This is a genomic window from thiotrophic endosymbiont of Bathymodiolus puteoserpentis (Logatchev) (genome assembly GCF_900127505.1).
In the GTDB taxonomy this organism is placed as follows: Bacteria; Pseudomonadota; Gammaproteobacteria; order PS1; family Pseudothioglobaceae; genus Thiodubiliella.
In genome coordinates, this window is sequence record NZ_UEXF01000028.1 from 68206 (window position 1) to 79269 (window position 11064).

At 38.0% G+C, this 11064-nt stretch carries 15 protein-coding genes and 1 pseudogene; 10 read left to right on the forward strand and 6 right to left on the reverse strand.

Annotated elements, in window-relative coordinates; all coding sequences use genetic code 11:
- Both BHECKSOX2_RS04595 and BHECKSOX2_RS04600 read right to left on the reverse strand, forming a co-directional pair.
- Positions 1-155: pseudogene (locus tag BHECKSOX2_RS04595) on the reverse strand (IS30 family transposase); the annotation flags it as partial.
- Positions 156-162: 7 nt separating this feature from the next.
- Entirely contained in the window at positions 163-369 is a 207-nt protein-coding gene (locus BHECKSOX2_RS04600) for a helix-turn-helix domain-containing protein (protein WP_139682648.1), read from the reverse strand.
- 318 nt (positions 370-687) lie between these two features.
- Here BHECKSOX2_RS04600 and BHECKSOX2_RS04605 point away from each other — a divergent pair, with 318 nt between their 5' ends.
- The gene (locus BHECKSOX2_RS04605; RefSeq protein ID WP_139682649.1) at positions 688-1122 is read left to right on the forward strand and encodes a hypothetical protein; all 435 of its coding nucleotides are present in this window, start codon (positions 688-690) and stop codon (positions 1120-1122) included.
- Positions 1123-1810: 688 nt separating this feature from the next.
- Here the strand turns inward: BHECKSOX2_RS04605 and BHECKSOX2_RS04610 are convergent.
- Complete coding sequence (locus BHECKSOX2_RS04610; protein ID WP_090717320.1) at positions 1811-2350, reverse strand: pseudouridine synthase; 540 nt, start codon at positions 2348-2350, stop codon at positions 1811-1813.
- Complete coding sequence (locus BHECKSOX2_RS04615) at positions 2343-2774, reverse strand: type II toxin-antitoxin system RatA family toxin (RefSeq protein WP_139682650.1); 432 nt, start codon at positions 2772-2774, stop codon at positions 2343-2345. Before BHECKSOX2_RS04615 ends, BHECKSOX2_RS04610 begins: the two co-directional genes overlap by 8 nt.
- A gap of 10 nt (positions 2775-2784) precedes the next feature.
- Here BHECKSOX2_RS04615 and smpB point away from each other — a divergent pair, with 10 nt between their 5' ends.
- The 5 genes from smpB to ispG all read left to right on the forward strand — a co-directional run bounded on the left by smpB (position 2785) and on the right by ispG (position 6193).
- Positions 2785-3264, forward strand: coding sequence for an SsrA-binding protein SmpB (gene smpB / locus BHECKSOX2_RS04620; protein ID WP_139682651.1), 480 nt, complete (start codon positions 2785-2787; stop codon positions 3262-3264).
- Between the two features lie 161 nt (positions 3265-3425).
- Entirely contained in the window at positions 3426-3701 is a 276-nt protein-coding gene (locus BHECKSOX2_RS04625) for an HU family DNA-binding protein (RefSeq protein ID WP_090717330.1), read from the forward strand.
- A 49-nt stretch (positions 3702-3750) separates the two neighbouring features.
- On the forward strand, positions 3751-4824 hold the full coding sequence (gene rlmN, locus BHECKSOX2_RS04630; protein WP_139682652.1) for a dual-specificity RNA methyltransferase RlmN: 1074 nt from the start codon (positions 3751-3753) through the stop codon (positions 4822-4824).
- Positions 4821-5120 (forward strand): hypothetical protein, encoded by a 300-nt coding sequence (locus BHECKSOX2_RS04635; RefSeq protein ID WP_180323662.1) that lies wholly within the window; start codon positions 4821-4823, stop codon positions 5118-5120. The genes rlmN and BHECKSOX2_RS04635 overlap by 4 nt, the downstream gene beginning before the upstream one ends.
- On the forward strand, positions 5117-6193 hold the full coding sequence (gene ispG, locus BHECKSOX2_RS04640) for a flavodoxin-dependent (E)-4-hydroxy-3-methylbut-2-enyl-diphosphate synthase (protein WP_139682654.1): 1077 nt from the start codon (positions 5117-5119) through the stop codon (positions 6191-6193). Before BHECKSOX2_RS04635 ends, ispG begins: the two co-directional genes overlap by 4 nt.
- Here ispG and BHECKSOX2_RS04645 read toward each other — a convergent pair.
- On the reverse strand, positions 6179-6673 hold the full coding sequence (locus BHECKSOX2_RS04645; RefSeq protein WP_139682655.1) for a DUF2062 domain-containing protein: 495 nt from the start codon (positions 6671-6673) through the stop codon (positions 6179-6181). The two genes, ispG and BHECKSOX2_RS04645, sit on opposite strands and share 15 nt — an antisense overlap.
- Positions 6670-8472 carry a 1-deoxy-D-xylulose-5-phosphate synthase gene (gene dxs, locus BHECKSOX2_RS04650; protein WP_139682656.1) on the reverse strand — a complete coding sequence of 601 codons (1803 nt, stop codon included), beginning with the start codon at positions 8470-8472 and terminating at the stop codon, positions 6670-6672. Before dxs ends, BHECKSOX2_RS04645 begins: the two co-directional genes overlap by 4 nt.
- Before the next feature lie 59 nt (positions 8473-8531).
- Between dxs and trhO the strand changes: the two genes are divergently transcribed.
- Genes trhO through BHECKSOX2_RS04670 form a run of 4 tightly spaced genes read left to right on the forward strand, consistent with a single transcriptional unit; the run spans position 8532 to position 11061 of the window.
- The gene (gene trhO, locus BHECKSOX2_RS04655) at positions 8532-9488 is read left to right on the forward strand and encodes an oxygen-dependent tRNA uridine(34) hydroxylase TrhO (protein WP_139682657.1); all 957 of its coding nucleotides are present in this window, start codon (positions 8532-8534) and stop codon (positions 9486-9488) included.
- Positions 9489-9495: 7 nt separating this feature from the next.
- The gene (locus BHECKSOX2_RS04660; RefSeq protein WP_139682747.1) at positions 9496-10086 is read left to right on the forward strand and encodes a class I SAM-dependent methyltransferase; all 591 of its coding nucleotides are present in this window, start codon (positions 9496-9498) and stop codon (positions 10084-10086) included.
- Between the two features lie 33 nt (positions 10087-10119).
- A complete protein-coding gene (gene grxD / locus BHECKSOX2_RS04665) occupies positions 10120-10446 on the forward strand; it encodes a Grx4 family monothiol glutaredoxin (RefSeq protein WP_090717361.1) in 327 nt (108 codons plus the stop codon).
- A gap of 6 nt (positions 10447-10452) precedes the next feature.
- The gene (locus tag BHECKSOX2_RS04670) at positions 10453-11061 is read left to right on the forward strand and encodes a cation efflux transmembrane domain-containing protein (RefSeq protein ID WP_139682658.1); all 609 of its coding nucleotides are present in this window, start codon (positions 10453-10455) and stop codon (positions 11059-11061) included.
- Positions 11062-11064 lie beyond the last annotated feature (3 nt).

Below are 11064 nucleotides of genomic sequence, written 5' to 3' on the forward strand. Positions count from 1 at the left end.
CCGCCTACCGCTTTGTCTTGCAAGACAAAGCGGTAGGCGGTTTCAGTGCTAATTTTAATCTTTTTGTCTAATTCCAAGCGTCCCATGATTTGTTCAGGACTCCAATATTCTTTTAGTTTTTCACTAATGTAATTTTTAACACAATCTGTGAGTTTGATGGCTTTATTTTTTTTGATGTCGTTCGTCAGCAAGCCTGTTGGCTTGCTTATGGCGATAGCCTCTTTTGCCAGTATTGCGAGATAATTCTCTAGAAATAGTTGATTTGTTTCTATTCATTGATTTGGCAATAAAAGTTTGGTTGAATCCTTGTTTGTTTAGCAGGTAAATATGGTATCTTTGTTCGTAGGTCAATTGTGTATATTTTTGCATGTTTCACTCTTTTTTCTTGTCGGATTAAAGAGTGGTTAATATACCCTTTGGCCGACTAATTGAGTGTTGCACTTATGATGTGAATCTAAGAGATCTAATTTTTGCCCCATTGGCGATTTCTTTAAACCTTTTCCTAGCAGGGCTAAGGCTGGGTTTAAAAAATCGTCAAGTGGGTGAAAAGTGGGTTTCTGATGATTGTTCCTATTTATGCAAAGGTCTCTAAAAAGTGATATAATTAAACACAACACTCGGTAATCGTATTATAAGGTTGGGTGTTTAAAATTTTAAAGCAAAAATAAATTTAGGAGTTACTTGCCGATGTCAGATCTTTCAACATATTTAACATTAGAAAATGATACACCTTATACTTTAGATCTTGCAAGTAAAAGCATTGATCATGGTCACTGGACCACTGATCCACCTTCTACAATTGATGCTCTTAAGGCTTCTCCATTTACTCTGACAGATGACTCGGCTGCTGCTGCAGGTTCGGAAGGAACTGTCGTGTATAGTGTTACAGTTTCTGATACTAATGAAGAGGGTGGCGATCCTGTTGTTGCTACCTTTACTGTAAGGTTTTGTTGCTCGTATTCTGTAGATAATAACTATTGTTATTTTAGCACTTCTAATCCTAAATTATTTGCAATACATTTCAGAGTTAAAATTGGTGAACATGGTGTCTGGTATGACAATTATTGTCCAGAGGGCGGACATCCGGTGTATGCGGAACTTTTTATAAGAGTGCTTTCATAATATTTATATAATTTTAGAGTCATAAGGATAGTTTGTATGGATTTGTCTACCACTGTTTATTTAGTCAATCATATACTTTGTTGAATTTAAGTTACTTTCAAAAGAGTTAAATTGGGGATACTGGGAAACTTATCCGCCCGGATTAATCCCTTTCAAAATAACAGATCTTAAGTTTGTTATGAAAGACATTTCTGGAGTTGCAACTGGATCGGAAGGTAGCGTTACTTATGTTTTGAGTAATAATATTATACATATGAAATTCTGAGACTCTTATTCTCCGAATGGTAATTATGTTGCTATACAATTTCAAAGCGAAGGCCAAGAACAAAAAAAGGTGTGATACGCAGCTTAGTTTTATAGCATAGGTAAATGGTGGAAAAAAGTATGCTAATTACTGCCCATCTAGCGGACACCCTTTAATACTTTCCTTTGTGATAAATTCAAAAATATGCAAAAAAAACCATACCAAATATTAGCCAAGATATATTTTGTATGATAGGTCATAATCAAAGAAGTGCAACTGTATGGCTTAGTTTATGGGGATTGATTATGCATGGATTAATCTACCTAAAAATGTAGATAATGTTATTGATCTCTATGCAAGTGCTGGGAAAGCAACACATGCAGGTGTACATGGAAACAAATGGAAATTAAATTTTAATTATGCGCTAAAGCCTAGTGTGTCAGTTCAAAGGCATTCATATTTTCCTAGTTTTATATTATTTAACTTCCAATCGCCAATTTGTGTACGAATCAATCTAAGTGTTGGAAAACCAACATGAGCAGTCATGCGTCTAACTTGGCGGTTTTTTCCCTCAGTGATTTTAAGCTCAATCCACGAAGTCGGAATATTCTTGCGTTTGCGTATTGATGGGTTTCTGCTCCAAAGCCAATCAGGCTGTTGAACGACACTTGCCTTGGCAGGTTTAGTCAGTCCATCTTTTAATGCTACGCCTTGGCTCAATTGAGCAATCGCATCATGAGTAACTTTACCGTCTACTTGTACAAGATAGGTTTTTTCCTTATCAAACTTCGGGTTTGAGATTTGGTGTTGCAGTTTGCCATCATCAGTGAGTATCATCAAACCTTCCGAATCTTTATCGAGGCGTCCCGCTGGATAAAAACCTTTTTCATTAATAAAGTTAGATAAGTTTTTCTCATTGCCACTAAACTGACACAGTATTCCGAATGGTTTGTTAAACAAAATAACAGACGCATGATTACCCATAGATTTGCTTAGCACGCTCAATAAAAGCATCAAGTTGTGTATTGGAGATTGAAGTAAAGACAGGAGCGATTACCATATCAACTAGCTTTGAGGCAAAACTAAATTCTAATTCAAGGTTTATTTTGCAAGCATTATCATTTAGTGATGTAAAAATCCAAGCACCGTTTAATTGCTTAAAGGGGCCGTCTTTAAGTTGCATATCAATACGCACATTTGGTGTTAGTGTATTGAGCGTGGTAAAGGTCTGCTTGAATGTATTTTTATTAATACTAACCGAAGCAGTAATTTCTTGCTCGGTTTGATTTAAAATATCAGCAGATGAGCACCAGTTGAGAAACTGTGGATACTTGTCAATCTGATTAACCAGTTGATACATTTGCTCACAGGAATAAGGAACGATGGCACTTTTAGAAATATGATGCACAATATAAGTAATGGATAAGAAAAATAAAAAAACAAATGCAAATACAATTGCCGTTAATAAAAAAGCACGACATGACTATTTTATCGAACAAACACTTGAAGCTGGACTTTCTTTAAAAGGTTGGGAAGTAAAAAGCTTGCGTGACAACAAAGTGCAGATTAAAGAAAGTTATGTTATTTTGAAAAATAACGAGCTATTTTTATTTGGTAGCCATATTTCCCCTTTGAAAAGTGCCTCTACACATGTCAATGCAGACCCAACGCGAACACGAAAACTACTACTACATCGTTTAGAGATTAATCGTATCAAGGATAAAATCAACCAGAAGGGTGCTACTGTCGTGCCCCTTAAGTTGTATTGGTCTAAAGGCAATGTTAAATTGGAAATCGGCGTGGCTAAAGGAAAAAAGGCACATGATAAGCGTCAAGATATCAAAGAAAAAGATTGGAAAAGAGACAAACAAAGGGCGTTAAAAGAAAGCCTCAAGTAAAAAAACACATTTTTTATTAAAAAACATTGACACAATAGGGGTTTTTTGTCTATAATTGCGCACACTAACTGTTGAGATGTTGAGTGTGTGTCATTGTTTTCATCTCCTATCTGGTAAAGACTTTTAGTATTTTTTAATAAAAACCTCTCAAGGAGATAAACATGAATAAATCTGAATTAATTGATGCAATTGCATCAACAGCAAACCTTTCTAAAGCAGACGCGGCTCGCGCACTAAATGCTACAACTGAAGCTATTTCTGGCGCTATGTCTAAAGGCGACGGCGTACAGTTAACTGGCTTTGGTTCTTTTGTTGTTAGAGACCGTGCTGCTCGCACAGGCCGTAACCCACAAACTGGTGCAACTATCCAAATCGCTGCATCTAAAGTGGCTGCATTTAAAGCAGGTAAGGCACTTAAGGATGCTGTAAACGGTTAATATTTAACCATTTGCAGAATAAAAGCACCTTCGGGTGCTTTTTTTTGTTATGCCAAACAACAAACAAAACCTTTTAAATCTTAATCAGACAGCATTGACCAAGTTTTTCGAAACTTTAGGAGAGAGACCTTATCGCGTTAAACAACTGATGCAGTGGATTTATAAATATCATGAGTTTGATTTTGATAAGATGTTAAATTTAAGTAAAAAATTAAGAGAACAACTTAATGGGGTTGCTTGTATTGAACTTCCTGAAGTAGTGAAACAAAGTCATGCGCTAGATGGTGTGATTAAGTGGGTGATTGACACAGGTAAAGATAATTTCATAGAGACGGTATATATTCCTGAAAAAGACAGAGGTACACTATGTATTTCGTCACAAGTAGGTTGTTCATTGGCGTGCACTTTCTGCTCTACGGGTATGCAAGGTTTCAATCGTAACCTGACAACAGCAGAAATTATCGCTCAGGTGATGATTGCCAAGCAGTATTTAAGTGACAAAGATAGGCGTATTTCTAATGTGGTTTTTATGGGGATGGGAGAGCCTTTGTTGAACGAGCAAGCGGTGTACTCGGCATGTGATTTGTTGCTGGATGATTTAGCGTTTGGGCTTTCTAGACGCAAAGTGACCATTTCAACTTCAGGTGTGGTGCCAGCACTATTGAGAATGGCAGATAGAACGCCGGTGAGTTTGGCAATTTCATTACATGCGCCGGACGATCTTTTGCGTGATGAGTTGGTACCCATTAACCAAAAATACCCCATTAAAGAGCTGATATCAGCTTGTAAAAATTACTTAAATGCAGGCACACAAGAGCGCCATATTTTGTTTGAGTATGTGATGTTAGATGGGGTAAATGATAGCACTGTTCAGGCTAAAAAATTAGCATTATTATTAAAAGGAATCTCAGCCAAGGTAAATTTAATTCCTTTTAACCCTTTTCCAGAAACTCAATATAAGACTTCAAAAAAGGTTACAATTGCATCATTTCAGGATGTTTTATTTGACAATGGTATTCGCACTACCACCAGACGCACGCGTGGTGAGGATATAGACGGTGCTTGCGGGCAATTGGCCGGTAAAGTTGTTGATAAGACTAAACGCACAAGAGGTATGACATGATAGGTATGGAAGGCATTGAATATCACCCCGGGCAAAGAAAAAAAAGTGGGGGTTTTAAGTTATGGATGTTGCTAGTTATATTTGTTGTTGTTGTTGTTTATTTTTTGAGCGATGAGCAAATACCAAAAAAATTAAACACAGGCCTGATTGTTGTTAAAGAGTCAGAGCCTGATGTAGTTAAAATTGTCTCTATCCCTGTTAATATTGAAACTACCACAAGCAATCCAAGATCAGAAGAGCCTAAGATGCTAGAAAGTTTGGATGAGCTAAATGAGTTTTATAAAAAACAGCAATGAAATCTACCCACAGTATCAAAAGAAGAAAATCTAAGCAAATCTTTGTTGGTAATGTTGCCATTGGTGGCAATGCACCCATTTCTGTGCAGAGTATGACCAATACTGACACACATGATGTTAAGGCAACCGTTGCACAAATACAAGCCATTCAAAATGCAGGTGCTGATTTAGTGCGCGTCTCTGTGCCAACAATGGATGCGGCAGAAGCCTTTAAAGAAATAAAAAAGCAAGTTAGTATTCCGCTCATTACCGACATTCATTTTGATTACAAAATTGCACTTAAAGTTGCTCAATATGGTGCTGATTGTCTGCGTATTAACCCAGGTAATATCGGACGAGAAGACAGAGTAAAAGAAGTGGTGGCATCAGCCAAAGACCACGGAATTCCCATTCGTATTGGTGTTAATGCAGGCTCCTTGGAGAAAGACTTACAGAAGAAATACACCGAGCCTACTCCTGAAGCCATGGTGGAAAGTGCATTTAGGCATATCGATATTTTAGATAAACTGAGTTTTGATAATTATAAAATATCACTCAAGGCCAGTGAAGTATTTATGACAGTTTTTGCTTATAAACAATTAGCAGCACAAATTGACAACCCCTTGCATTTAGGTATTACTGAGGCAGGATCACTCAGAGCAGGCTCAGTAAAGTCTTCTATTGGCTTGGGCTTGCTTCTTGCAGAAGGTATTGGTGATACTATCCGTGTTTCTCTTGCTTCTGATCCAGTAGATGAAATCAAGGTAGGATTTGATATCTTAAAGTCACTTGGTTTACGACAAAAAGGCGTTAATTTGATTGCCTGCCCATCTTGCTCACGACAAAAGTTTGATGTGATTAAGGTGGTGAATGAATTAGAAGCGCGCCTAGAAGATGTTAATGAGCCAATTGATGTAGCAGTGATTGGTTGTGTGGTTAACGGACCAGGTGAAGCCAAAGCGGTATCGGTTGGGTTGACAGGTGGCGATCCTAATCTAATGTATATTGATGGTTTAACACACTCTAAAGTAAGCAATGAAGATTTGGTTGAGCAGTTAGAGATGCAAATCAGACGAAAATTAACCTCTTCTTAATCTTTTGTAGGCTTTTAGTCGATAAGTAAGTTGAACGGCAAAATAACCAAGTGTTGAGCTAACAATAGACAATATCAGGCAACCGAGTAAGAAAGGTTGCCAAATCGTACCAAACACTTGCCATACATATTCTAATGACATGACAAAGTCTTTTTCTATACTGACATCTAAAATCCAAGCACCAAGTTTATAACAGCCATAAAAAATTGGTGGCATGGTAATAGGATTAGTAATCCACACTAAAGCGATTGATACTGGCAAGTTAGCAGCAAAAATAACAGCACTTGGCGCCGCTAAAAGCATTTGAAAAGGCACGGGAATAAAAGCACAAAACAAACCCACAGCAAAAGCTTTAGAAATAGATTTTCTATTAAAATTCCATAGACTTGAATGGTGTAAATGCTTACCAAGCCATCCTAAGTGTTTGTGATTTTTTAATTCGTTTGGATTAGGGCTATAGTGTTTTAGGAATTTTTTCATGATTTTGCGACATTAATAATACCCTGTGCTGTTAGTTTATATTGTTGATACAATTCTTCTTGCGAGCCTTGTTCAGTAAAGTTATCGGGTAAGCCTAAAATTTGCAAAGGTGTGGTGATTTTTTGCTGATGTAGATACTCACTAATAGCACTACCTCCACCACCTGATATAGCATTATCTTCAATGGAAATCAACTGCTGGTGTGCGTTTGCTATTTTACTAATAAGTGGCTCGTCTAATGGTTTTACAAAGCGCATATCAATCACACTTGCCCCAAGCTCCTTGCCTGCTTCTAAGGCAGCTTCAACTCTATTACCATAAGCAAAAATAGCGATTTTCTCACCTTTTAACAAAACATTACCTTTGCCAATTTCTATTGTGTCTTGAGTCTCATATTTCACCATATTTGCCACACCTCGTGGATAACGAATACAAACAGGTGACTTCATTTTAAAGGCGGTATTGAGCATTTGATACAGCTCTAAACCATTGCTTGGTGCCATAATGGTTAGATTTGGAATGCACCTTAAAAAACTTAAATCAAAACACCCTGCATGAGTAGCGCCATCGCTACCCACCAAACCTGCACGGTCAATGGCAAAAATAACATTGAGATTTTGCAGGGCAATATCATGAATAAGTTGGTCGTAACCACGCTGCAAAAAAGTTGAATAAATAGCAACAATAGGTTTTAACCCTTGCGTGGCTAAGCCACCTGCAAAAGTAACGGCGTGTTGTTCGGCAATGCCCACATCAAAATACCGATCAGGGTAGTTTGCTTCAAACTCACTCATGCCAGAGCCAGTACACATTGCAGGGGTGATGGCTATTAAATCTTTATTGTTGCTGGCGGTGTTGATTAACCAGCGTCCAAAAACATGACTATAACTGTCTAGTGTGCTTGAACCATCAGAGGCAGGTGCGATACCATGAAACTTACAAGGGTCATTTTCTGCACTATCTAAGCCATAGCCTTTTTTGGTAATTAAGTGAAGTAATCTAGGTTTATTTTGTGCTTTTAAGTTTTGCAAAGTTTTGATTAAGGTAGGTAAATCGTGTCCATCAATTGGCCCGTAATATTCTAAGCCTAATTCTTCAAACAAAGTGCTGGGTAAAACCATGCCTTTAAGATGCTCTTCTGAGCGTTTGGCGAAGTTGTGCATGCGTGGCATTTTCTCTAAGAAACCCAGTGATTTGTTTTTCATCGTTGAATACATCTTGCCAGAGATGAGTTTGGTTAGATATTTATTCATGGCACCGACATTTTTTGAGATGCTCATATCATTATCATTGAGAATAATTAGCAAATCTGCCTCACTATCACCTGCATGGTTGAGTGCTTCGAACGACATACCACCAGTGAGCGCACCATCGCCAATCACGGCAATAGATTTGCCATCATCGTGGTTAATGCCATTGGCAATTGCAATGCCTAAAGCGGCACTAATTGAAGTTGACGAATGTCCAGCGCCAAAACTGTCGTGTTCGCTTTCTTGCCTTTTGGTAAATCCAGATAGGCCATTTTTTTGACGCAGAGTATGCATTCTGTCCTTACGCCCTGTGAGGATTTTGTGTGTATAAGCTTGATGTCCAACATCAAACACAACGCTGTCTTTCGGTGTGTCAAATACATAATGTAGGGCAATCGACATTTCAATTGTGCCCAAATTAGATGCAAGATGCCCACCGGTTTTTTGTACATTGTCAATTAAAAATGCACGGATTTCATCCGCTAAAGACTGTAACTCATCTAAATCAAGTTGCTTAATATCTGTTGGTGAATGAATTGAGTTGAGCATAGAATCCTTATTTTACATTTCAAATGGTAAAATAACGCAATTTGTTTTGGGATTTTTGCATGTTTACCGTTTGTGCCTTATATCAATTTGTTCGTCTTGATGATTTTGAAGTGTTTCGCAAACCTTTGCGTACACTGATAGACGATTTGGAAATCAAAGGCACCCTTCTTTTGGCGTTAGAAGGTTTGAATGGTACGGTTGCTGGTACACAAGAGGCAATTGATATATTTCTTAAATTTCTTGAAGATGATGGGCGTTTTAACAACTTAGAGATTAAATTTTCTTATAGTAAAAACTTACCGTTTAAGCGACTTAAAGTTAAACTTAAAAAAGAAATTGTCACGCTGGGTGTGCAACACATTGATCCGCTTGCCTCAGTCGGTACTTATGTTAAACCCAAAGATTGGAATGCATTGATTAGTGATCCTGATGTGTTGTTGATTGATACTCGCAATGATTACGAGTATGGTATCGGTAGTTTTCAAGGTGCGATTAATCCAAATACGGAGACTTTTAGAGAATTCCCCGCTTATACCAAAGAACATTTAGAGCAATATCGTGATAGGAAAGTGGCAATGTTTTGCACGGGTGGTATTCGTTGTGAGAAGTCAACCGCTTATCTAAAATCACAAGGCTTTAAAGAAGTTTATCATTTACAAGGCGGTGTTTTGAAATACTTAGAAGAGGTTGATAAAGCTCAGAGTATGTGGGATGGCGAGTGTTTTGTATTTGATGAGCGTGTTGCGGTTAAGCATAATTTAGAGCAAGGGCAATATGACCAATGCCACGCCTGTCGCTATCCGATTGCCGATGTTGATAAGCAACACAGACATTACGAAAAAGGCGTTTCTTGTCCACGCTGTTTTGGTACACGCTCTATAGAACAACTCAATCGTTATAAAGAAAGACAACGCCAGATTGAGTTAGCAAAGATGCGTGGCGAAGAGCATATTGGCGATAATGCGGCGCAGATAATTAATGCCAAAGCGAAAAAGAAAACCAAAAATCAGGCGTAAAAATAATATGTTTATTCGTAGCGATATTCCCAAACTCAAGCAAGATTTAACCATTCAAACCAATTTATTGAGCCATGATTTAACGCTTAAAACACGCTGGGGTGTGTTTTCACCTCGTTCGATTGATGATGGTACGCTACTACTTATGAAATATTTGAAAGTGGGTGAGGTAGATAAGTGTCTAGACCTTGGCTGTGGCTATGGGCCAATTGGCTTGGCAGTGGCTAAATCTTGCCCAAAGGGTGAAGTGCATATGGTGGATAAGGATTTTATTGCGGTTGAATTATCCAACACCAATGCTAAACTCAATCATATTGATAACACTAAAGCCTATTTGTCAGATGCGTTTTTGAGTGTCAATAAAGATAATTATTTTGACCAAATCATCTCTAATGTGCCCGCTAAAGTCGGCAGAGAACAGTTAAGTATTATTTTGTATGATGCTTTTGATGCACTCAAGCCAGGCGGTAGGATTACTTTTGTTACTATTAATGGCTTACGACATTTTATTAAAGATAATTTTAAATCTGTTTTTGGTAATTACAAAAAACTCAAGCAAGGGCAGAAGTACACAATTTCTCAAGCAGTAAAAGAGTAAAATACTCAGGTATTAAATATTAAGGAGATAGACATGGATGCAATAGAAAGAATTCAAAAGCAAGTAGACAGTGCCGCAATCGTTTTATATATGAAAGGCACACCACAATTCCCACAATGTGGTTTTTCAGCCACCGCTGCAAAAACACTGGCATCAACAGGTGTTGAATTTGCCTATGTGAACATTTTTGAGGATCAGGAAGTGATGCAAAATTTACCTGCTTTTGCCGATTGGCCAACCTTCCCACAAATCTATATGAACGGCGAACTTGTTGGCGGTGGTGATATTATTGTGGAAATGGCAGAAATGGGTACCTTAAAAGCTGCCATGCAAGAAGCCACGGATAAATTTACCAATTAATAGTTAATGGGGCAGTGTTGTGACAGCAACTGTAGTTTAGACAGCAATAAAAAAAATCAGCGCACCAGTCTAAGGTGGGTATTTGCCATCAATGTCACTATGTTTTTTGTCATTGGATTGGCAGCCATACAAGGCAACACCAGTGCATTATTGGCAGACAGTTTGGACAACTTTGGTGATAGTGTTACTTATGCACTGAGTTTGTATGCACTGGCTCAAGGGGCAATCTTCAAAGCCAAAGTTGCTTATTTTAAAGGTATTTTAATCCTTCTCAGTGCACTGTTTATCATTGGACAAGTGGGCTGCAAATTCTTTGTGCCCAGCCTGCCTGTTTTCGAGATAATGAGTGTTTTTAGCTTATTAGGGCTAGTGGCAAACAGCCTTTGCTTGTTAATATTGTGGCGCCATCGAAACGAAGATATTAATATGACTTCGGTTTGGGAGTGCTCTAAAAACGACATTATGGTTAATTTATCAGTATTAATAACCTCAGGGGCAGTTTGGCTAACGGATTCTGGCTATCCCGATAGTGTAGTTGCCATTATATTATCAGGATTTTTATTGCGCTCTGCGTGGCGGATTATTGCCTTATCAAAGGCAGAATTAAGTCAGTAATTA

What these genes read in the sequence shown, in the direction of transcription:
- BHECKSOX2_RS04600 (WP_139682648.1), bottom strand. Translation starts at nt 369, where the DNA reads ATGCAAAAATATACACAATTGACCTACGAACAAAGATACCATATTTAC.
- BHECKSOX2_RS04605 (WP_139682649.1), top strand. Translation starts at nt 688, where the DNA reads ATGTCAGATCTTTCAACATATTTAACATTAGAAAATGATACACCTTAT.
- BHECKSOX2_RS04610 (WP_090717320.1), bottom strand. Translation starts at nt 2,350, where the DNA reads ATGGGTAATCATGCGTCTGTTATTTTGTTTAACAAACCATTCGGAATA.
- smpB (WP_139682651.1), top strand. Translation starts at nt 2,785, where the DNA reads ATGGATAAGAAAAATAAAAAAACAAATGCAAATACAATTGCCGTTAAT.
- BHECKSOX2_RS04625 (WP_090717330.1), top strand. Translation starts at nt 3,426, where the DNA reads ATGAATAAATCTGAATTAATTGATGCAATTGCATCAACAGCAAACCTT.
- rlmN (WP_139682652.1), top strand. Translation starts at nt 3,751, where the DNA reads ATGCCAAACAACAAACAAAACCTTTTAAATCTTAATCAGACAGCATTG.
- BHECKSOX2_RS04635 (WP_180323662.1), top strand. Translation starts at nt 4,821, where the DNA reads ATGATAGGTATGGAAGGCATTGAATATCACCCCGGGCAAAGAAAAAAA.
- ispG (WP_139682654.1), top strand. Translation starts at nt 5,117, where the DNA reads ATGAAATCTACCCACAGTATCAAAAGAAGAAAATCTAAGCAAATCTTT.
- BHECKSOX2_RS04645 (WP_139682655.1), bottom strand. Translation starts at nt 6,673, where the DNA reads ATGAAAAAATTCCTAAAACACTATAGCCCTAATCCAAACGAATTAAAA.
- dxs (WP_139682656.1), bottom strand. Translation starts at nt 8,472, where the DNA reads ATGCTCAACTCAATTCATTCACCAACAGATATTAAGCAACTTGATTTA.
- trhO (WP_139682657.1), top strand. Translation starts at nt 8,532, where the DNA reads ATGTTTACCGTTTGTGCCTTATATCAATTTGTTCGTCTTGATGATTTT.
- BHECKSOX2_RS04660 (WP_139682747.1), top strand. Translation starts at nt 9,496, where the DNA reads ATGTTTATTCGTAGCGATATTCCCAAACTCAAGCAAGATTTAACCATT.
- grxD (WP_090717361.1), top strand. Translation starts at nt 10,120, where the DNA reads ATGGATGCAATAGAAAGAATTCAAAAGCAAGTAGACAGTGCCGCAATC.
- BHECKSOX2_RS04670 (WP_139682658.1), top strand. Translation starts at nt 10,453, where the DNA reads ATGGGGCAGTGTTGTGACAGCAACTGTAGTTTAGACAGCAATAAAAAA.